The 19,150-nt window shown below is 57.9% G+C and carries 19 protein-coding genes; 13 read left to right on the plus strand and 6 right to left on the minus strand.

The genetic code is table 11. The annotated features are described in order from the left end of the window. Positions 1–137 precede the first annotated feature (137 nt). Entirely contained in the window at positions 138–800 is a 663-nt protein-coding gene (locus tag ACRZ95_RS13550) for a YrbL family protein (protein WP_170679542.1), read from the minus strand. A 90-nt stretch (positions 801–890) separates the two neighbouring features. Then, complete coding sequence (locus ACRZ95_RS13555) at positions 891–1,070, minus strand: zinc-finger domain-containing protein (RefSeq protein ID WP_170379537.1); 180 nt, start codon at positions 1,068–1,070, stop codon at positions 891–893. Between the two features lie 87 nt (positions 1,071–1,157). Here ACRZ95_RS13555 and ACRZ95_RS13560 point away from each other — a divergent pair, with 87 nt between their 5' ends. Next, positions 1,158–2,150 (plus strand): ABC transporter ATP-binding protein, encoded by a 993-nt coding sequence (locus ACRZ95_RS13560; RefSeq protein ID WP_170679544.1) that lies wholly within the window; start codon positions 1,158–1,160, stop codon positions 2,148–2,150. Here the strand turns inward: ACRZ95_RS13560 and ACRZ95_RS13565 are convergent. Continuing rightward, positions 2,147–2,611, minus strand: a complete 465-nt coding sequence (locus tag ACRZ95_RS13565) for a DUF1203 domain-containing protein (protein ID WP_170679546.1) — start codon at positions 2,609–2,611, stop codon at positions 2,147–2,149. The two genes, ACRZ95_RS13560 and ACRZ95_RS13565, sit on opposite strands and share 4 nt — an antisense overlap. A gap of 111 nt (positions 2,612–2,722) precedes the next feature. Here ACRZ95_RS13565 and ACRZ95_RS13570 point away from each other — a divergent pair, with 111 nt between their 5' ends. The 3 genes from ACRZ95_RS13570 (at position 2,723) to ACRZ95_RS13580 (ending at position 7,184) form a co-directional block, all read left to right on the plus strand. Beyond that, a complete protein-coding gene (locus ACRZ95_RS13570; RefSeq protein ID WP_170679548.1) occupies positions 2,723–5,641 on the plus strand; it encodes an error-prone DNA polymerase in 2,919 nt (972 codons plus the stop codon). Between the two features lie 48 nt (positions 5,642–5,689). Beyond that, positions 5,690–6,103 (plus strand): group III truncated hemoglobin, encoded by a 414-nt coding sequence (locus tag ACRZ95_RS13575; protein ID WP_170679550.1) that lies wholly within the window; start codon positions 5,690–5,692, stop codon positions 6,101–6,103. Between the two features lie 142 nt (positions 6,104–6,245). Then, positions 6,246–7,184: a DMT family transporter gene (locus ACRZ95_RS13580; protein ID WP_170528657.1), complete on the plus strand. Its 939-nt coding sequence runs from the start codon at positions 6,246–6,248 to the stop codon at positions 7,182–7,184. A gap of 54 nt (positions 7,185–7,238) precedes the next feature. Here ACRZ95_RS13580 and ACRZ95_RS13585 read toward each other — a convergent pair whose 3' ends face one another. Continuing rightward, positions 7,239–8,351 carry an S-(hydroxymethyl)glutathione dehydrogenase/class III alcohol dehydrogenase gene (locus tag ACRZ95_RS13585; RefSeq protein ID WP_170379545.1) on the minus strand — a complete coding sequence of 371 codons (1,113 nt, stop codon included), beginning with the start codon at positions 8,349–8,351 and terminating at the stop codon, positions 7,239–7,241. 130 nt (positions 8,352–8,481) lie between these two features. Here ACRZ95_RS13585 and ACRZ95_RS13590 point away from each other — a divergent pair, with 130 nt between their 5' ends. Both ACRZ95_RS13590 and ACRZ95_RS13595 read left to right on the plus strand, forming a co-directional pair. Next, on the plus strand, positions 8,482–8,769 hold the full coding sequence (locus tag ACRZ95_RS13590; protein ID WP_170679552.1) for an I78 family peptidase inhibitor: 288 nt from the start codon (positions 8,482–8,484) through the stop codon (positions 8,767–8,769). Positions 8,770–8,830: 61 nt separating this feature from the next. Beyond that, on the plus strand, positions 8,831–10,483 hold the full coding sequence (locus ACRZ95_RS13595; RefSeq protein ID WP_170679555.1) for a Y-family DNA polymerase: 1,653 nt from the start codon (positions 8,831–8,833) through the stop codon (positions 10,481–10,483). 16 nt (positions 10,484–10,499) lie between these two features. On the opposite strand, the gene ACRZ95_RS13600 is transcribed toward ACRZ95_RS13595, so the two are convergent. Beyond that, entirely contained in the window at positions 10,500–11,225 is a 726-nt protein-coding gene (locus tag ACRZ95_RS13600; protein ID WP_170679557.1) for an SDR family NAD(P)-dependent oxidoreductase, read from the minus strand. Between the two features lie 228 nt (positions 11,226–11,453). On the opposite strand from ACRZ95_RS13600, the gene ACRZ95_RS13605 reads away from it, so the two are divergent. From ACRZ95_RS13605 to ACRZ95_RS13635, 7 genes are all read left to right on the plus strand, one after another. Further along, positions 11,454–12,785 carry an FAD-dependent oxidoreductase gene (locus tag ACRZ95_RS13605; RefSeq protein WP_170679559.1) on the plus strand — a complete coding sequence of 444 codons (1,332 nt, stop codon included), beginning with the start codon at positions 11,454–11,456 and terminating at the stop codon, positions 12,783–12,785. A 55-nt stretch (positions 12,786–12,840) separates the two neighbouring features. Beyond that, entirely contained in the window at positions 12,841–13,284 is a 444-nt protein-coding gene (locus ACRZ95_RS13610; protein WP_480555068.1) for a hypothetical protein, read from the plus strand. After that, complete coding sequence (locus tag ACRZ95_RS13615) at positions 13,284–14,507, plus strand: MFS transporter (protein ID WP_170679561.1); 1,224 nt, start codon at positions 13,284–13,286, stop codon at positions 14,505–14,507. The genes ACRZ95_RS13610 and ACRZ95_RS13615 overlap by 1 nt, the downstream gene beginning before the upstream one ends. Further along, the gene (locus tag ACRZ95_RS13620) at positions 14,504–15,121 is read left to right on the plus strand and encodes a DUF3833 domain-containing protein (protein ID WP_170679563.1); all 618 of its coding nucleotides are present in this window, start codon (positions 14,504–14,506) and stop codon (positions 15,119–15,121) included. The genes ACRZ95_RS13615 and ACRZ95_RS13620 overlap by 4 nt, the downstream gene beginning before the upstream one ends. After that, positions 15,118–15,660, plus strand: coding sequence for a DUF3833 domain-containing protein (locus ACRZ95_RS13625; RefSeq protein WP_170679565.1), 543 nt, complete (start codon positions 15,118–15,120; stop codon positions 15,658–15,660). The genes ACRZ95_RS13620 and ACRZ95_RS13625 overlap by 4 nt, the downstream gene beginning before the upstream one ends. A 642-nt stretch (positions 15,661–16,302) precedes the next feature. After that, positions 16,303–17,550 carry a hypothetical protein gene (locus ACRZ95_RS13630; RefSeq protein WP_170679567.1) on the plus strand — a complete coding sequence of 416 codons (1,248 nt, stop codon included), beginning with the start codon at positions 16,303–16,305 and terminating at the stop codon, positions 17,548–17,550. Between the two features lie 77 nt (positions 17,551–17,627). Next, positions 17,628–17,855, plus strand: coding sequence for a hypothetical protein (locus ACRZ95_RS13635; RefSeq protein ID WP_170679569.1), 228 nt, complete (start codon positions 17,628–17,630; stop codon positions 17,853–17,855). A gap of 494 nt (positions 17,856–18,349) precedes the next feature. On the opposite strand, the gene ACRZ95_RS13640 is transcribed toward ACRZ95_RS13635, so the two are convergent. Continuing rightward, positions 18,350–19,027, minus strand: a complete 678-nt coding sequence (locus ACRZ95_RS13640; RefSeq protein ID WP_170679571.1) for an NUDIX hydrolase — start codon at positions 19,025–19,027, stop codon at positions 18,350–18,352. Between the last annotated feature and the right edge of the window lie 123 nt (positions 19,028–19,150).

Here is a 19,150-nt window from a genome sequence, read left to right on the forward strand (position 1 = left end):
ACTGCACCACCTTAGTACCACCACAATCGCGGCAAGATTTGGGCAGAGGGCGGGTAAGGAGCTCTTAGGGATCGTTTTGTGCCATGATAATCATGGAAAAGACCGCACCCGCTGCAGCGCCCCATTTATCGGGGCTGTCATGTAGTGCGGAAGACCCGCTGCGACTTGTCCCAGTGCAGCCCCGTGCGATCAGCGATATACTGCATCTGCTTGCTAAGCGAACGGTTGTTCAAACGACGGCTCAGCGTGCGCAAAGGAACCAGATTGCGCTCTCCGTACCCGTCAATTAGAACAAATATTCTGGTTTGATTGCGCAGCCCGTAGACAATGTTTTCCGGGTGGATGTCGCGCCCTACGATCTGAAGCTGAAACAACCGATGCACAAAACTGTTGAGTTCGCTCAGAACGTCGTCCGTCAACTGGCCCTGTTTGCACACCGATGACAGCTGCGGAGCAAGTTGCCCATCCTCAGACTGAATCCGCTCTACAATAATGCCCGGGCCGACATCAGTCTGAACAATTCCGAATGCGCGCGCGACAGGTAGTTTCGCTATGTCAGAGCCGCTTTTCAAGGCCGCCTTCAACTCGCATTCCATCTCTTTGAGGGCGTTACGATATTTTGCATCGGGAAACACCTGCTGGATCAGCCGCTTGGTGTACGACCGAATAGGGCGTTTACGCGGTCTGGTGATTTTGATCAGCAGCTCTGGCCGACCTGGGCACGCATATACGTTTCTTTGACCACCACGTGCCAAAAGATCCTGTTCTGACAGCTGTAAAGGCCGCGCTGGAAAGAGCATTTGGGTTCCGTTTCATACCGTAGACAAATGGCTGTACCGGCCATGAAAAGCCAAATCAACCACGGCCGCCGTTGATGTAACAGTTATGCGTCAGTTTTGTGAATGTCCATCCGCCAGCACATATTTACAATCACAATAAGGACATTCGACCCAGCCCGTGTCCTCTGGAATCTGCAGCCACACCCTCGGGTGTCCCAACGCGCCTTCGCCGCCATCACAGGCAACACGAGAAGTTTCCACGATCTTCGTTTCCGGCGCTTCGATTGTCACGGCTGGCGATCCTTCACTGGTTGTCGGCCTCGCGGGCATGCATTAGGTGCGTTTATGAGCGATGAGTAAACCGGGGGCAAGAGCCACATGAGCGATGCGGCAATCAGGATCGAAGGGCTGCGCAAGACCTATCGCAGCGGCAAAGGCCAGCCCGAGAAACACGCTTTGAAGGGCGTTGACCTGACCGTGCCACGCGGGTCGGTTTTTGGCTTGCTGGGCCCCAACGGGGCGGGGAAGTCGACCCTGATCAACATCCTTGCCGGGTTGGTGGTGAAATCCTCGGGCCATGTTTCGATCTGGGGATATGATCAGGACAAGAACCCACGCTCGTCCCGCGCAGCCATCGGTGTCATGCCGCAAGAGTTGAACCTCGACCCCTTTTTCACCCCTCGAGGCGCGTTGGAGGTTCAGGCTGGTCTCTATGGTGTGCCCAAGGCCGAACGCCGTAGTGATGAGATTCTGGAACTGGTGGGCCTAAGCGACAAGGCCGAGGCCTATGCCCGCACACTGTCCGGCGGGATGCGGCGTCGGCTGCTGCTGGCCAAGGCGCTGGTGCATCACCCCAAGATCCTTGTGCTGGACGAGCCGACGGCAGGCGTGGATATCGAGCTTCGCCAGATGCTCTGGGCCAATGTGCGCAAGCTGAACGAGCAAGGCATGACCATCATCCTCACCACGCATTACCTGGAAGAAGCGCAAGAGATGTGCGACGAGATCGCCATCATCAATCACGGTGAAAAGATCACCCAGGACAGCACGGCCAACCTACTGGGTCGCATGGACAGCCGGACGATGGTGATCGCACCTGACAGCCCCGTCACCGATTTGCCCATGACGGATGGTGTCGAGGCCACTCTGCGCGACGATGGCAGCCTTGTGCTGCAGTATCGCAGCGCCCAGACCAGCGCCGAACAGGTTCTGGAGTCGGTTCGTGCCGCCAATATCCGCATCCGCGACGTCCGAACTGAAGAAGCAGACCTCGAAGATGTGTTCCTTGCGCTGACCTCTTCGCGCGCGGATGACACCCCGGCCGATGATCAGGATCAGCCGCGCCGGGGCATGCACCGGGTCAAGCTCTAGGCCCGGTCGATCCGCGCCTGATAGCAATTGTTCCGCGCTGATCGGACGTGAATATAAGCGATGTCCGATCGAGCAAAGATATCAGCGATTTTGGCGCCCATCTGGTCCGTTGGCGTGATGGCACCCGTGCCGTAGACGATCCGATCATCCTCACCATAGCCCTTGATCAGGTAGTCGGGGGAAGACTTCAGTATCTCAGGCAATTCATCGCCTTCGTAGCGGTTGCATGGTTTGGCACACAGGAAGATCGGTCCGGTTTCTGCATAAGGATGTGGCTCTAAAAAGGGTCTATGCGCCAAAATCAGCATGTCCTGCCCCTCTGGGATGTTCTGCAAGCAATGGCGACAGGGATTGCCTGCGCCGGTGGAAACAGCCCGCTCTGGCGTGGCGCCGTAGGCATCTGGCCCGCCCGCCTGCAGGGCGCGAACTTCGTCAGTGGGAAGTGCGGTGATCTTGAACATTTCGGGTCTCCTTTTTTCCCAAACCATGCCCTCCTGATCAGCCGCAAGCGACCCGGTTCCTGCGCAAAGGACTCGAAAAAGAACAAAACGTGAATATAATAGTGACTCGCCATGTATGCCGAGCTGTCGATCACGTCAAACTTCACCTTCCTCACCGGGGCATCTCACCCCGAGGAGTATATGGAGCGTGCCGTGACCCTGGGCCTGCCCGCCATCGCGATTGCCGACGACAACTCGGTCGCCGGGATCGTCCGTGCCCACACCCAAGCCCGCGAGATCGCCCGTAAGGTGCGCGAACGGCTGGAGTGGGAGGCGCAGAACACGCGCCTAGGCCCGCCCTGCCCCGATCACATCCCCAAACCACCCTCGTACCCGATCCACGCGGTGCCGCGCCTGATCCCGGCAGCGCGGCTGATCTTCACCGACGCGCCAACCGTCACCGCTCTGCCCCTGAACCGGCAAGGCTGGGGAAACCTGTGCCGCATCCTGTCCAAAGGTCGCCTGCGTGCGGAAAAAGGCGATTGCATCTTGCACCTGTCTGACCTGCTGGAGTTTTCCGACGGCCTCCACCTGCTGCTCTGGCCACAAGCAGACCGGTCAAAGGGCGGCGCGAGCGCGTGGCGGACACAGGCGCAACAGCTGACGCGCCGCTTTGGTGGGCGGATGCATCTGCTGATGCACCCTCGGTATGATGGCGCAGATAGTACACATTTCTCTTTGTTAGAGACTGAATCAAAGCAACTCGATATCCCCACCCTCGCCAGTGCCGCGCCGATGATCCACCACGGCGCGCGTCGCAAGTTGGCCGATGTGCTGACCGCCATCCGCCTACGCCGCAAGGTGGATGAGCTGGGCCGCGACGCGCTGGCCAATGGCGAACAGCGGTTGCGCTCCGAGGGAGAGATGTTGCGGATCTTCAAAGGTCACGAGGGGGCCGTCACCCGCGCCCATGACCTCAGCGAGCAGCTCACCTTCTCGCTGGATGAGCTGCGTTATGAATACCCCAACGAAGTTAGCGAACAGGAAACCCCGACCCAACGCCTGCACCGCCTGGCGCATGAGGGGTTGAAATGGCGCTATCCGGCAGGCGCATCCGAGAAGGCCAAAAAGATGCTGGCCCATGAGCTGAGGCTGATCGGCAAGCTGAAATATGAACCCTATTTCCTCACCGTCCGCGATATCGTCCACTTCGCCCGCTCGCGCGATATCCTGTGTCAGGGGCGCGGCTCAGCGGCCAATTCGGTGGTCTGCTTCTGCCTCGGCATCACCGAGGTCAGCCCCGAGATGGGCACGATGGTCTTTGAGCGCTTCGTCTCCGAGGCCCGCGACGAGCCGCCCGATATCGACGTCGATTTCGAACACGAGCGCCGCGAGGAGGTGATCCAGCATATCTATGACCGCTATGGCCGCGAACGCGCGGGCCTCTGCGCCACGGTCGTTCACTATCGCGGCAAGCGTGCCATTCGTGAGGTCGGCCGCGCCATGGGTCTGACCGAGGACACGATCTCGGCCCTGTCCTCACAGCTCTGGGGCTTTTTCTCGACCAAAGGGCTTGAGGCGCATCGGATGCGCGAAATCGGTCTCGACCCTGAAGATCGACGGCTAAAACAGACTCTAATGTTGGTCTATGAGATCGACGGCTTCCCCCGCCATCTGTCACAACACGTGGGTGGCTTCATCATCACCGAGGGGCGGCTGGACGAACTTGTCCCAATCGAGAACGCCACGATGGAGGGGCGCACGGTCATCTGCTGGGACAAGGACGATATCGACTCCTTGGGTATCCTGAAAGTCGATGTCCTCAGCCTCGGGATGCTCACCTGTATCCGCAAGGCGTTCGACCTAATCGGGCAGCATCACCAGACCGGCTATACCCTCGCCACCCTGCCGCCCGAGGACCCCGAGGTCTACGATATGCTGTGCAAAGCAGACTCTATTGGGGTGTTTCAGGTGGAAAGCCGGGCGCAGATGAACTTCCTTCCCCGGATGCGGCCGCGCAATTTCTACGATCTGGTGATCGAGGTCGCCATCATCCGCCCCGGCCCGATTCAGGGCGACATGGTGCATCCTTATATTCGGCGGCGAAATGGCGAGGAGGAGGTCAGCTTCCCCTCGGACGCATTGGGGGATGTGCTGGGCAAAACACTGGGCGTGCCGCTGTTTCAGGAGCAGGCGATGCAGATCGCCATTGTCGGCGCGGGGTTCACCCCAGAACAGGCGGACCGGCTGCGACGCTCACTGGCGACCTTCAAGAAACATGGCAATGTCAGCGAGTTCCGCGCGCTGTTCTTACGCGGGATGAAGCGCAACGGGTACGAGCAGGATTTCGCGGAACGCTGTTTTTCACAGATCGAAGGGTTCGGGTCTTATGGCTTTCCCGAAAGCCACGCGGCCAGTTTTGCGTTGCTGGTCTATGCCTCGGCCTGGATCAAATGCCACCATCCGGGGATTTTCGCCTGCGCGCTGCTGAACTCGCAACCGATGGGCTTCTATGCCCCTGCCCAGATCGTGCGGGATGCCCGCGAACACGGCGTTCAGGTGCGCCCGGTCTGCATCAATGCCAGTTTCTGGGACAATGTGATGGAACCTGACGGCCATGGTGGGCTGGCCCTGCGGCTGGGGTTCCGCCAGATCAAGGGCCTCAGCGAGGAGGACGCCAGTTGGCTGACCGCCGCACGGGGCAACGGCTACACCCAAGTGGATGACGTCTGGCGCCGCGCGGGGCTGGGCCCGTCGGTAATCGAACGTCTGGCAGAGGCCGATGCTTTCGCCGCCTGCGATCTGACCCGGCGCGAGGCTCTGTGGCAGGCCAAGGCGATTGCGACCGCGAAGCCTCTGCCGCTGTTTTCACAGGATCTGGAGGGCGAGACGCTGGATGAACCCGAAGCCTACCTGCCGCAGATGACATTGGGCGAACAGGTGGTTGAGGATTACGTCGCCACACGCCTCAGCCTGAAGGCGCACCCGGTGGCCCTGATCCGGCACCTGCTGACGCCCGAGCCGCGCGACAAAACCACACCTGTTGCCTGACCTGCACCCCGGATATGTCCCGGGCTAGAGTCGAAACCCGAGACCACCATGACCAGACCCACCTTGCCCCCGCGCTTTCCTGCGACGCCGGACCAGATCAACGCGCAGGTCCGTGCCTTCTATGCCCGCGTGCGCGAGGATGCTGTTCTGGGGCCGGTGTTCAACAAGCACGTCCATGACTGGCCCGCGCATGAGGACAAGATCGCCGCCTTCTGGCGCAACGCCATCCTTTATGAGCGCAGCTACAACGGCAATCCGCAACGTGTACATAGCGAAAGACCCGACGTGCAGCCCGAGATGTTCGCTCATTGGCTGGACCTGTTCGAGGAGGTCGCCACCCAAACCCTACCTCAGAAAACAGCCACCCCCTGGGTCGCGCTGGCCCGACGGATCGGTGTGGGGATGAAGGCGGGCGTGCAATCCGCCCGACAGCCCAAGGACGCGCCGCCGATCCTGCGTTGATCTCACAACATGACGGCCTTGCTGTGTTAGCGGTAAAATAGGGGCTATGCGGTCCGGGAAAATGCGTCTACTCAGGGAAAAGACAGCCCATTTGGCTGCGCCGGCTTAAAGCCACCACACCGACATCACCTGAGGCCAGATCATGAGCACTCAAAACACCACCCTCCGGGGACTTGGTTTCGCGTTTCTGGGATTCGCGGTTTTTGCCAGCCATGACGCGCTGATCAAAGTGCTGGGCGGGACCTACTCGGTGATGCAGATCATCTTCTTCGCCACGCTGTTTTCCTTTGTGCCTATGGCGGTGACGATCCTGACAGACCGCACGACCGGGAATTTCCTGCCACACCACCCATGGCTGGTCCTGCTCCGGTCGGCGCTGATGGTCACATCCATGGTCTGCGCTTTCTATGCCTTTTCGGTCCTGCCTCTGGCCGAGGTCTATTCGCTGCTGTTTGCCTTCCCCCTGTTCGTCACAGTCCTGTCGATTCCGATTCTAGGAGAAGTCGTGCGTGTCCAGCGTTGGGCCGCGGTCGGCGTCGGCTTGATCGGCGTTCTGATCGTCCTGCGCCCTGGCGCAACGGATATCACCCTTGGCCACATGGCCGCCCTGACAGCCGCGTTTTGCAGCGCGTTAGGCTCTGTCTTGGTGCGCAAGATCGGGAATGAGGAACGCTCGGCCGTGCTGATCCTCTACCCGATGCTGCTGGCCATCGTGGTCATGAGCTTGATGCAACCGGCAGTCTATCAACCGCCATCGCTCCTACATCTGGCGATGATGGCGCTGGTCGGCGTGTTCTCGGTGATCGCGCAACATCTGATCATCCTGGCCTATCGTGCCGCGCCAGCGGGCGTTGTGGCCCCCAGCCAGTACAGCCAGATCATCTGGGCCACCTTGTTCGGCATGATCTTCTTTGGCGAACACCCGGACGGCTGGGTCGCGGTCGGCGCAAGCGTCATCATCGCCTCGGGCATCTTCGTCGTTTGGCGCGAAAGCCGGTCGAACACCACCTCGGCTAACACGCCGGTTCTGCGCGTGCGATCACCAAGGTCAGATACGGGCGCATCGCGACCCGGCGAATGAAAAACGGCGCGCCAGACAGCGCGCCGCTTTGGCGAATTCAACTGGTTTAGAGCCTTAGTAGACAACCACCGAGCGGATGCTCTCGCCTTTGTGCATCAGGTCGAACCCATGGTTGATGTCGTCCAGACCCATGGTATGGGTGATCATCGGGTCGATCTCGATTTTGCCTTCCATGTACCAATCGACGATCTTCGGCACATCGGTCCGGCCCCGCGCGCCGCCAAAGGCGGTGCCGCGCCAGGAACGGCCCGTGACCAGCTGGAACGGACGGGTCGAGATCTCAGCCCCCGCAGGTGCCACGCCGATGATGATCGACTCACCCCAGCCCTTATGCGCTGATTCCAGTGCGTCGCGCATCACGCCGACGTTGCCAGTCGCGTCGAACGTATAGTCTGCTCCGCCTTTGGTCAGGTTGACCAGATAGGGCACCAGATCGCCTTCGACCTCTTTCGGGTTAACGAAATCGGTCATCCCGAACTTGGTGGCCATTTCGACCTTTGATGGGTTCAGGTCGACACCGACGATCTGGTCGGCTCCGGCAAGGCGCAGGCCCTGGATCACGTTCAGGCCGATACCACCCAGACCGAACACGATGGCGCGGCTGCCGATTTCCACCTTGGCGGTATTGATCACAGCGCCGATGCCGGTGGTAACGCCACAGCCGATGTAGCAGATCTTGTCGAAAGGTGCGTCCTCACGCACTTTGGCCAGCGCGATCTCAGGCAGGACAGTGTGGTTGGCGAAGGTCGAGCAGCCCATGTAGTGCAGGATCGGATCGCCATCCAAGGTCGAGAAGCGCGAGGTGCCATCGGGCATCAGGCCCTTGCCTTGAGTCTCACGGATTGCTTGACACAGGTTGGTCTTTGGATGCAGGCAGTATTCACACTCCCGACATTCGGGTGTGTAGAGCGGGATTACATGGTCGCCCGGCTTCAGGCTGGTGACGCCCGGACCGACCTCGACCACAACGCCTGCGCCTTCGTGGCCCAGAATGGCCGGGAAAAGGCCTTCGGGATCTGCGCCGGATAGGGTGAATTCATCGGTATGGCAGATGCCGGTGGCCTTCACTTCGACCAAAACCTCGCCCGCCTTGGGGCCTTCGAGGTTCACCTCCATCACTTCCAAAGGTTTGCCAGCCTGAACGGCGACGGCTGCACGGGTGCGCATGGTGCTTGTCTCCCAGTCTTGTTTGACCCGACCCTGCGTCAAATGCAGGGTGTTTTCAACTGCACTTTCATGGCAGATTGGCTAAACATTTGATATTGCAGAAACGACATTGTCATACTGGGGAACGCCAATGCACCGATTTATCCCGATCCTGATCCTTCTGGCCGCCTGCGCCGAAACCTCGACCTTGGAAGGAGCAGACCTTGAGTCCGAGGCTGCGCCTGTCGATCTGGCCTTCTGCAAAGGCGATCCGTTTGCGGATTCCATCGGCCAGCCGGTTTCGACCATTCAGGCCAGCCTGCCCGAGCGCGCGCGGGTGTTAGGACCCAATGACATTGCGACACAAGACTACCGCATCGACCGGCTGAATGTCTTCGTAAACGGGGCGGGCATCATTCAGCGCCTGACCTGCGGGTAAGCGTGGACTCCGGCGCTGATTCTCGAATAAGAACAAAATGGGAACATTTTGATGTCTGCCGATGCCAAAACGCCGAATACTTTCACTCTGGTTTCCCCGTCTGGGGGCTGAACGGCTGATCCGCGCCGCGCGGGGGCTGCATGTCGGGCCTTTGGCTGTAGTGGCCGAGCAGTCGAACATGCAGGTGATCACCTCTCTGAACGCCGAAGCTCAGGCCGCCGGGCTGCAGGTGGGCCAGCCGGTGCGCGATGCACATGCCATGTGTGCGTCCCTGATCACGCGGCACCGCAATGCCCCGGCCGAGGCCGCGTTCCTGACCGCGTTGCGCCGCTGGGCAGGCAAGTTCAGCCCTTGGGTCGCCGAAGAGGCTCCGGACGGGCTGATCGTTGACCTCTCGGGCTGCGCGCATCTGTTTGGCGGGGAAGAGGCCTTGCTGCGCGTGTTGGAGGTCGACTGCGCCGATATGGGTCTGAGCGTGCAGATGGGCATTGCCGACACATTGGGCGCGGCCTGGGCGCTGGCGCGCTATGCCGGGCAAGAGGCCATATCAGACCGCAACGGCGACGCCATCAGCCAAGAGGCCCGCGCAACCCGCGCCCGGGCCAGCAAGCGACGACACTGGACCAAGGGCGGGGCCGCGCCGCAGGTGGTGACCTTGGGCGGCGGGGCGCGGATCGCCGCGCCGGGGCAATCCTACAGCGCGCTCAGCCCGCTGCCCATCGCGGCGCTGCGGCTGGAGGATCAGGTGGTCGCGCAGCTGAACCGTCTGGGCCTGCGGCGGATCGGGGATCTGCTGGGCCAACCCCGCGCCTCCCTCACTCGCAGGTTCGGGCGGAGGCTGGTTTTGCGGCTGGATCAGGCGATGGGCAGCGCGCCCGAGCCGGTCTCTCCGGCCCGCCCGCCGCATCACTTCGCGGTGCGGATGACTCTGCCCAATCCGATTGGGCTGGTCGAGGATGTGATGGCCGCCATCGACCGGGTTCTGCCGACACTCTGTTCCAAGCTGGAAGAAAAGGGGCGCGGCGTCCGAACCCTGCGGCTTGAGGCTCATCGTGCCGATCAGGCGGCCGAGGTCATCGAGGTTGGGCTGGCCCGGCCAACTCATGACAAACACCGCATTCGCCCTTTGTTAGAGATGAAAGTCGAAAAGATCGACGCGGGCTATGGCATTGACATGCTGCGGCTTGAGGCGGTGCAGACGGAACCCATCCACGCCCGCACCATTGCTGGTCATGCCGAGGCCCGCCGTGTGGCCCGCAACCGGCTTGAGGGCAACACCGCCGTCGAAGACCTTATGGCCAAACTGGGCGCACGGGTGGGGCTGGAGGTCATCACTCGGCGTCACCCTGCGGCATCGCATATCCCCGAGAAAACCGCGCAAGTGTTAGCAGCGGCATGGTCCGAACCAGCGCGAGATTGGCCTGCGCCGCCACGCCCGCGCCCCCTGCAGATGTGGCAGCCCGAGCCGGTGATGGCCCCGGAAACCCCGGATGTGCCCTCCGCCTTTCGCTGGCGCGGGCGTGATTGGCAATTGGCACAGGCCACTGGCCCGGAACGGATCGCGCCAGAATGGTGGCTGGATGACCCTAACTGGCGCAGCGGTGTGCGCGATTACTGGGTTGTGGTGACCGAACAGGGGGAGAGGCTCTGGCTGTTTTATGGGCACGGCGGCACCATGTCCGCAGGCTGGTTCTGCCAGGGGCAATTTGGCTAGACGCTATAATTAGGGTCTATTTTCCACGATAAATCAGGATGTCAGGCAGATAGTCCAGCAACCGGATCACCCAGGAAAACGGGGCCGGAAAATCAGTACGGAACCGGCGGCGCGACATCGCTTTGATCACACGCTCTGCCGCGTCTTCGGCCGACATCAGCATGGGCATCTTGAAATTGTTCTTCTCGGTCAGGCGGGTTTTGATAAAGCCAGGATTGACGATCCGAACCGTCACGCCAGTACCCGCCAGATCAAACCGCATGGTCTCGGCCAGCGAGACCAAGGCCGCCTTGCTAGCTGCATAGCCCACCGCCGCAGGCAAGCCGCGATAGCCGGACAAAGAGCCGATCAGAGTGATATCCCCGCGTCCGGCGCTCACGAAGCCCGGCACGGTTTCACCCAACACCCGAAGGGCACCGGTGTAGTTCACGTCGGTCATCGACAAGACCGCCTCGGTATCCCAATCACCGGTCCGCATCGGCTCATAGGCTCCGGCGTTGTAGACAAGACCATCGACCTCTCCGACTTCAGCCACGGCACGGCGCACGGCCTCAAGGTCGGTCACGTCAAAAGGCACCGCGCGCGCACTGGGAAGGGTTGCGCAGATCTCGGCCAGCCGATCCGCATTGCGCGCCGACAGGACAAGATGCGCACCACGCTCGCTTAGCCCTTGGGCCAAAGCGCGCCCGAGCCCTTCGCTCGCGCCTACAATCCAATACGTCTTTCCTTCGAAACCGGTCATGCCTGCCCTAACGTCGAACCATGAAACAACGCCCCATGCGCGGTTTCGGTTCTGCTTCAGCTATCATGTATATTTTACGACCAAGCCAACCGGTCGGATCATCCCCAGCTGAGTGAATTTTGCCACGAAGTCACAATATAGTGCGTTGGGAAATATAATCTAACCTGATTGATCCGCGTCAGAACCTGCTACGTATCCCTAGATAAATGTCGCACTTAAGGGGATCACATGTTCGACGAAACGCGAGGCGAGCGCAAGAAAATCGCAGTCATAGGTGCAGGCATTTCAGGACTTTCCGCAGCTTACTACCTTTCAGAACAGCACGATATTACCGTTTACGAGGCCGAACCGCGCCTTGGCGGGCATGCCCGAACGGTGATGGCGGGTAAGAACGGAGACCAACCGGTCGATACCGGCTTTATCGTCTTCAACTATGGGACCTACCCCCACCTGACCAAGCTGTTTGATGAGCTGAACGTCCCCGTCGAGAAAAGCGAGATGAGCTTTGGCGCGACCATCGATAATGGCCGCATTGAATACGGGTTGAACACGCTGCGCACTCTGACAGCTCAGAAACGCAACCTGCTGCGCCCGTCTTACTACAAGATGATCTCGGACATTCTGCGCTTCAGTAAAGAGGCCCCGGATGCGGCGAAGGATGATGACACAACCATCGGAGAACTGGTGGACCAGATGCGTCTGGGTCATTGGTTCCGCCACAACTACCTGATGCCGATGTGCGGCGCGATCTGGTCCACGCCGGTTGAGTTTGTGGATCAATTTCCGGCCCGCTCACTGGTGCAGTTCTTCCGCAACCACGCCCTGCTGGCCAGCGGGCGCGCTAACCAGCATCAGTGGTATACGGTAAAAGGTGGCAGCATTGAATATGTGCGCCGGATAGATGCCGCGCTGCGGTCGCGCGGATGCGACATCCGTCTTGCGGCTCCGGTAGATAACGTACAGCGGAATGAGACCGGCGTAACGGTTACAAGCCAGGGCCACGCCGATCAGTTTGACGAGATCATCCTTGCGACCCACTCGGACCAGTCGCTGGCCATTCTGGGCGACAATGCCACGGCGGATGAGGCCGCGGCCCTTGGCGCGATCCGCTATCAGCCCAATCACGCGATCCTGCATTGTGACGAAAGCCAGATGCCAAAGCGGCGCGCCTGCTGGTCCAGCTGGACCTATCGCTCGCAAGCCGGGGATGTCGGCGTGACCTATTGGATGAACCGCTTGCAGAACATCCCGGACAGCGATCCGCTCTTTGTATCGTTGAACGCGTCTTCGCAAATTGCCGAGGACAAGATTTATGACCAAGTCGAGTTTGCCCACCCGGTTTTCGATAAAGCCGCGCTGAAAGCGCAGGGGCAAATTCGCGACATGCAGGGACAAAATCACACCTGGTACGCCGGAGCTTATAACCGGCACGGGTTCCACGAAGACGGGATCGCCAGCGCGATGCATGTCGTCGACCGCTTGCGCGGCGCCCCGCACATAACCGGAGCTGACAATGGCATTCTTGAAAAAGATCCGGCCATCCATGTGGCCGCCGAATAGACCTACTTTCCGCGCAGCACTGCTGTCTCTCGCCTTGCTTTCGTCAGGTGAGGCAGTGGCATCGCCTCTGTCCAGCGAACTGAGCGATCCCAAGCTTTTGGGCAGCTCGACATTTAGGTTCTTGGGCCTGCCTGTCTATGACGCCAAGCTATTCACGCCCGCTGGAGCGGCATTCAATTGGACCGAGGATTTCGGGTTGCAACTGACTTATCGAAAAAACCTCGCACAAAAGGCTCTTGTAGAGTCGACGCTGGATGAGATGGCAAGGCAAGGCAATCCCGCGCCGACAAAAGCCCAGCTAGAGACCTGTTTTCAGGCAGTCAGCAAAGGTGACAGCTATCTGGCCATATCTGAAGGACCTAACAAAGTTGGGTTTTGGCGCAATGGTGCACAAACCTGCACACTAACCAACACCGGCATCAAGAAATCGTTCATGTCGATTTTTCTTGGCGACAACACTCGGTCCGCCAGTTTTACACGGCAATTGAAGGGGCAGTGATGCTGTATCCCCGGGTCAGCCTCTATGCGCTGATGCTCGCTGCGGCGGGTATCCCGCTCTATATTCACCTGCCGCGTTTTGCGGCGGTGAATTTGGGCATTGGCCTTGGGGTGATCGGAACCGTGCTGCTGGTGATCCGGCTGGTCGATCTGGTGCAAGACCCGCTGATCGGCTGGGCCATCGACCGCTGGCCGGGCGCGCAGCTGCTGTTTGCAGCTCTGGCGGCGCTGGGGCTGGCGGTCGGGTTTCCGCTGCTGTTCGGCCTGCCGGATGGGGCAAGCGTTGGCGCGCTGGTCGCCATCCTCGTGCTTCTGTTTTCGGCCTACAGCCTAGGCACCATCCTGCTTTACGGGCGCAGTGCAACTTTGGCCAAACAGGCCGACCCGCAAGAGCTGATGCGCCTCGCCGCCTTCCGCGAAGGCGGGCAACTGACCGGAGTCGTTCTGGCCGCCAGTGCCCCGGCTCTGTTCGTTGCCTTCGGCGCACAGGGACAGGGCTACCCCGCCTTTGGTCTGTTTTTGGGCGCGCTTGCGCTCCTAACTCTGATCGTAACCATACCAATGTGGCGTCGTACGCCAATCACGGGCGAGGGCATCTCATTCACCGCGCTCGGACAATCCGGCGCCCTCCGCCTGTTGGTTCTGGCGCTGATCAACAGCCTGCCGGTAGCCCTGACCGCCACGCTGTTTCTGTTCTTTGTCGAGGACAAACTGCAACTTTCCGGAATGGCTGGCCCATTGCTGATCCTGTTCTTCCTCAGCGCTGGGGCCAGCGTGCCCCTCTGGGCGCGACTCAGCAATCGGATCGGCCCGAAACAGACGCTGATGATCGCCATGCCGCTGGGCATCGCTTCCTTCATCGGCGCGGCCACCCTCTCAGCCGGAGAGCTGACCATCTTTGCCCTGATCTGCCTAGCCTCCGGCGCAGCCGCAGGGGCGGATATCGTGATCCTGCCCGCCATGTTTTCCGTGGTGCTGACACGCGCGGGGCTGAATGCCTCCGCCGCGTTTGGCATCTGGTCTTTCGCTGGCAAGCTGGGCCTCGCGCTCGCTGCCTTTTTCACCCTGCCCCTGCTGGAACGCAGCGGCTTTTCACCCGGTCAAGCCAACTCGGCACAGGCTCTAAACACAGTCACATTCGCCTATGCCCTGCTGCCCTGCATCCTGAAGCTGGGCGCATTTGGGATGGTCTTAACCCTGCCTACGGAGGTCCCAGCCAAATGAATACGATTGTTGTGATTTTGCTCGCCATCCTCGTTATCGTGGCGGTCAAAAGACGGTTCCTGAGCTTTCGCTCACAATCTCCGGCTGACTATTCGGGAACGGGGCCGGAGTTTTCCCTGACCAAACACCTGAACGGAGATATCCTGTCCGAGGGGCTGATCTACGGCCCCAATGGCAAGATGTCGAACAGCTTTGTCGCGCGCATGGTCGGTGAATGGGATGGAAACACGGGCACTCTGGCCGAGTGGTTCACCTATTCCAACGGCAAGCAGATGACCCGAAAGTGGTATCTGACACTGGGCACCGGCAACACGTTCACAGCCACAGCGGACGATATCGTCGGTGAAGGCAAGGGCGTGATTTCGGGCTCGACCGTCAAGCTGTCCTACCGGATCATCCTGCCCGAAGACGCCGGAGGGCACACGCTCGACGTCACCGACTGGATGTATCTGACCGAAAACGGAGCGATCATGAACCGCTCAGAGATGCGCAAATTCGGCCTCAAGGTGGCGGAACTGGTGGCAACCATGCGACCCGCTCCCGAGGTGCAGACCGCGCATGTGCCCGGAGCAAACGGGTATGATGCGGACGCTGAAAACAGGCCGCTACAATGACCCGGCTTCGTTTTCTGATCTCACTGGTCGCAATCACCAGCCTGACGCTGCTCGCGGCCTGCTCGGCTAAACCGCGGGTGCCCAAAAGCTTTCTGTCCGACCGGCATCTGAACCTCGAAGAGTTCTTCGAAGGCAAAACCGTGGCTTATGGTCAGTTCCAGGACATTCTGGGCAACGTGCCGCGCCGTTTCACGGTTGAGATTGACGGCACATGGGACGGAGAAACCCTGACCCTGGTCGAGGATTTCGTCTACGATGACGGCGCAACCGAACAACGTGTCTGGACCCTGACTAAAACCGGCGAAGACACCTGGACCGGCACGGCTCCGGGTGTTCTTGGTGTGGCCGAAGGGATCGAGCGCGGCGATACCTTCAACTGGAAATACAAGATCGACCTGCCAATCAAAGAGGGCACTATGCGGGTCAATTTTGACGACTGGATGTGGCTTCTGGAAGAGGACCGTCTGCTGAACCGCGCCTATGTTTCGCGTTTTGGCGTCCGTATAGGCGAGGTCATCCTGTTCTTCGAGAAACTGTGACGGCCCGACGGGGCCTCGGCGCGCTGATCTGGCTGCTCCGCCCTGTCGCGTTCATAGAAGATAAACTCATCAACCCAACCGAATATCTTGTTCGACTCGGGCTGACGCGACTCAGAGGGCGGTGGCGCGGCCTTGGCCTTCACTTGAGCACGCTCGACCTCGGCCCACAAGAAGAACAACCCGCGTCGGGTGCCGTTGAGATGTTCAGGTATTTTTACCCACACCACCTGTGAGGAATTTCCGGATTTCTGCTCGATTTTTGCCCCCGGGTTTCTAACGCCCTTTAGCCAAAGGATAGCAAATATTGCTGAATCTGCCAATTTTTTCGAATCGCGCAAGCGGAAATCCACTCGAAAGTCGCCATTGAACACGCTTGAATATAAATGGAAATTTCACAAGCAACCAAAGGTGGTATCACTGACCGGCACCTCTACCTCAAGCGCTTCCCGTTTTGGCGGAATCAAAACCGATCCACAAAAACCTGGCATTGACGCACAAGTGTTTCGCTTGGATACAAGTCTCCCACCATTAGCGAAAAGCACTCTTATCCATTCCTTCGATCTCTCTGAATGTCAGTAACGCATAAGAGTGCAATTTTTGACCCGCTCCAAACGAAATGCGGTTAACTAACTGATAATATGAATGAAATTCCAGAACTATCGACTATTTAACCATATGTGTGCAGGCGAAACTCATAACCTTGCAGAAACACATATATGCGTTCAAAACGCACTCTTATGCGTTAATGACACTGAAAAAAGTGGTGAGCCGTGCAGGAATGTACCCAGCATTGAAAACAAACAGTTTTTTCTGGCGAACCCTCCAGAAACGTGCATTGACTTTACTAAAGGAATTCGCTGTTCGGCGAACCGTATTGCGACCCCACTGCATACTGCGAATGCGGGTTGTAGTCCCGCTTTTATTCAAGGGTTGCCAGTATCCTACAAAGACCCATGGTTGCGTGGTTTCTCTATTTTTTCTTTGATGATCAAGACTTCGAAAAAAGGCCAAAAACCGAGGCTATCGAAGATGCACCGAAAGTCTAGAAGGCAACCAGTTAAACCCAAAAACAGCGCTCAAACTAGTGATTTACGGACACCCCCCTATAGTAAGGCTCGCGCGATTCATTCCTCGTATGAAGCCTGTTTGGTTGCCGGCCAGACTACCTGCGGTTCCCAGCACTATCGGACAGATGGCGCTGTTGGAGCTTCGTCTATGGCATCTGATTGCTTACCTCCCAAGACCCAAGCCCGCTTTTTGGATGCTGCATCAGTCGGCTTTGAGAACGGATACCCACTGAATGCAATCCTCACTGTAAACTGGACCAAGCTTACTGGAGAGCTCTCTGAGTATTGGCTGGATATGCACCCTCATGAGCGAGCAAAGCAGGTTGCTCAAAAAATCAGGAAGTTCTTAACAAGAGCCAAGCGGAATTGCACAACGGCATACATTTGGGTTCGGGAAGCGCTCGCAGAAAAAGGGGAACATCTTCACGTTGCTCTACACGTTCCCGTTGAGACCCAAAGGGATTTCGTCTGTTTTCTTGGGCGTGCTTTGGGTGAAACTTCTTCGAAAACCCGTCGGCCACTCCATAAGAGATCCAAGGGTGAAATCGCATGTAGCCCTAGTGACTCTTGGCATTTTGGTGTCGAGGTGTGCGATGGTTCACCGGAATTTAGTGGTTATTGGCTAGCGGCTTATCTCGCAAAAGCAGAACCTTCTCAACGAATGTTTCGAGGGCGGTTGGTAAATAATGAGCTCAAGAAGGAGAGAGGGAGAGCTTTTGGCGGAAGAATTCGCGGCGAAAAGTATGACGTTTCCCAAGGATTTATCGAAGGAAATAAGCACCGAAATGGTCGATTCTTTATCTCCAAGAGCCTTAGGCGATGAATCGTTCAAGTACGCTACGGAAGCCGTCAAAAATTCGAAACCAGGTGTTCTTAGATCCCAGAACATGGAGGGTTACCATGAAGCAACCAAACGCTTCAGACTGTCTTCAGGAAGCAATCAAGGCCTTGTACTTGGAGGCGCGGGCGGAAGAAATTGAAGAAACTCTGGATGTTCTTTGTGACCAAATTTCGCCAATCGATAGTCTTGAGTTGACGCCAATCGATGTGGAATGGCGCAAGCTTAAAATCGAGCTTTGCGACATCTACCAAAGCTTAGCGTTGCGCTGCAGAAGGTTGATTAAATAGCTCATGTAGGTTCGGGACTTTTTTGCTCGTGGCCCAAACCTGGGCGCCGGTCGTTAGCGTACCATAGGTTCAATAGAACGTTATTTTCATCATTCTGAACTATTATCAGAGTATGGATTTACCAATTCCGACACAGCACCTGATGCTTCGTTGCTCAACTTGCGGCCCGCAGTATCACAACAAAAACAACAGCGACTGGGAATGCCGGGAATGCGGCAATACGGTCGCTGCTAAATTTGTCGACGAGCTTCGCCTAAGATCCGGTTGGTGGAAAGAACAATGCCGAGATGGTCCTGCTCGGGTAATTGACATTCTAGAAAGCCTCCCGGAATTGCCAAAGGATTCCAAAGGGTCAGGCTGTAGTGAGGTCGAAGAGATCATTGCCTGGGAAATAAGAATTGATCCTGATTTATCAGTTTAGGAGCCCAGTGGCTGAGAAATCCTCCAGGGAAATAAGTTCATTGTAGCTGTGAAGCTGGTATCTGACAGCCGAGTTAGGTGTCTTTGAGAGAGTATAGCTCAGCAGGCCTATGCCTTCCACCAGAGCTTTTCTTATTCAAGTTCACCAGGTCCCAGTTTGAAGTTACCCATTTTCTAAAATTTCGTTTGTCTAGCTTTTCTCCCTTTAACACCTCAAAAACTGATTGTGCTTGCGAAAGAGTGAATTCGTCTGGAAGAAAAGAAAACGCCGCTGCCCCCCCTGTTTCTGGGCCTTCGGACGTGAGCTTGCCAAGCGATTTCCGCGCATCTTCTAGTATCTTGTCATGATCAAAAGCCAGCGTTGGAAGGTTACTCACAGCGAACCACTTAGTATCTTTCGCGTCTGTCGCTGCTTTTAGAGCAACTCTATTCATAGGCACTACCGTCAAAAACGAGACAGTTATCGTGCGTTCTCTGGGATCTCTGTCCGGCTGTCCGTATGCGCTAAACTGAAAAAACGGCATTCCTTGCAGCTGTTCAGTCCTTACAGCGGTTTCTTCTAACAACTCTCGTCGGGCAGCCTGTTCGAGGTCTTCGTCAATACGTACATATCCCCCAGGTAGTGCCCACCAGTCCTTAAACGGTTCACTGCGTCTTTGAATAAGAAGGACTTGTAGCGCTTCGTCCAAAACAGAGAAGACTACAGTATCTACTGTCACTGCTGGGTGCGGGTATTGGTAGCTATAACTCAATGCTCTGCCCTTGTTCGTGTATGGTGTACACTAACATATATCGGAGTTCGCTCAAGGAAGAAATTTTGCTTTTTTTGATCGTCTATATACAAAAAAGGGTTAAAAGAAAAAAGTGCATTGGGC

It is taken from the genome of Ruegeria sp. AI3 (assembly GCF_056541245.1).

Coding starts and splice junctions, on each gene's coding strand:
- ACRZ95_RS13550 (WP_170679542.1), bottom strand. CDS start 800: ATGCTCTTTCCAGCGCGGCCTTTACAGCTGTCAGAACAGGATCTTTTG.
- ACRZ95_RS13560 (WP_170679544.1), top strand. CDS start 1,158: ATGAGCGATGCGGCAATCAGGATCGAAGGGCTGCGCAAGACCTATCGC.
- ACRZ95_RS13565 (WP_170679546.1), bottom strand. CDS start 2,611: ATGTTCAAGATCACCGCACTTCCCACTGACGAAGTTCGCGCCCTGCAG.
- ACRZ95_RS13570 (WP_170679548.1), top strand. CDS start 2,723: ATGTATGCCGAGCTGTCGATCACGTCAAACTTCACCTTCCTCACCGGG.
- ACRZ95_RS13575 (WP_170679550.1), top strand. CDS start 5,690: ATGACCAGACCCACCTTGCCCCCGCGCTTTCCTGCGACGCCGGACCAG.
- ACRZ95_RS13580 (WP_170528657.1), top strand. CDS start 6,246: ATGAGCACTCAAAACACCACCCTCCGGGGACTTGGTTTCGCGTTTCTG.
- ACRZ95_RS13585 (WP_170379545.1), bottom strand. CDS start 8,351: ATGCGCACCCGTGCAGCCGTCGCCGTTCAGGCTGGCAAACCTTTGGAA.
- ACRZ95_RS13590 (WP_170679552.1), top strand. CDS start 8,482: ATGCACCGATTTATCCCGATCCTGATCCTTCTGGCCGCCTGCGCCGAA.
- ACRZ95_RS13595 (WP_170679555.1), top strand. CDS start 8,831: ATGCCAAAACGCCGAATACTTTCACTCTGGTTTCCCCGTCTGGGGGCT.
- ACRZ95_RS13600 (WP_170679557.1), bottom strand. CDS start 11,225: ATGACCGGTTTCGAAGGAAAGACGTATTGGATTGTAGGCGCGAGCGAA.
- ACRZ95_RS13605 (WP_170679559.1), top strand. CDS start 11,454: ATGTTCGACGAAACGCGAGGCGAGCGCAAGAAAATCGCAGTCATAGGT.
- ACRZ95_RS13615 (WP_170679561.1), top strand. CDS start 13,284: ATGCTGTATCCCCGGGTCAGCCTCTATGCGCTGATGCTCGCTGCGGCG.
- ACRZ95_RS13620 (WP_170679563.1), top strand. CDS start 14,504: ATGAATACGATTGTTGTGATTTTGCTCGCCATCCTCGTTATCGTGGCG.
- ACRZ95_RS13625 (WP_170679565.1), top strand. CDS start 15,118: ATGACCCGGCTTCGTTTTCTGATCTCACTGGTCGCAATCACCAGCCTG.
- ACRZ95_RS13630 (WP_170679567.1), top strand. CDS start 16,303: ATGAAATTCCAGAACTATCGACTATTTAACCATATGTGTGCAGGCGAA.
- ACRZ95_RS13635 (WP_170679569.1), top strand. CDS start 17,628: ATGAAGCAACCAAACGCTTCAGACTGTCTTCAGGAAGCAATCAAGGCC.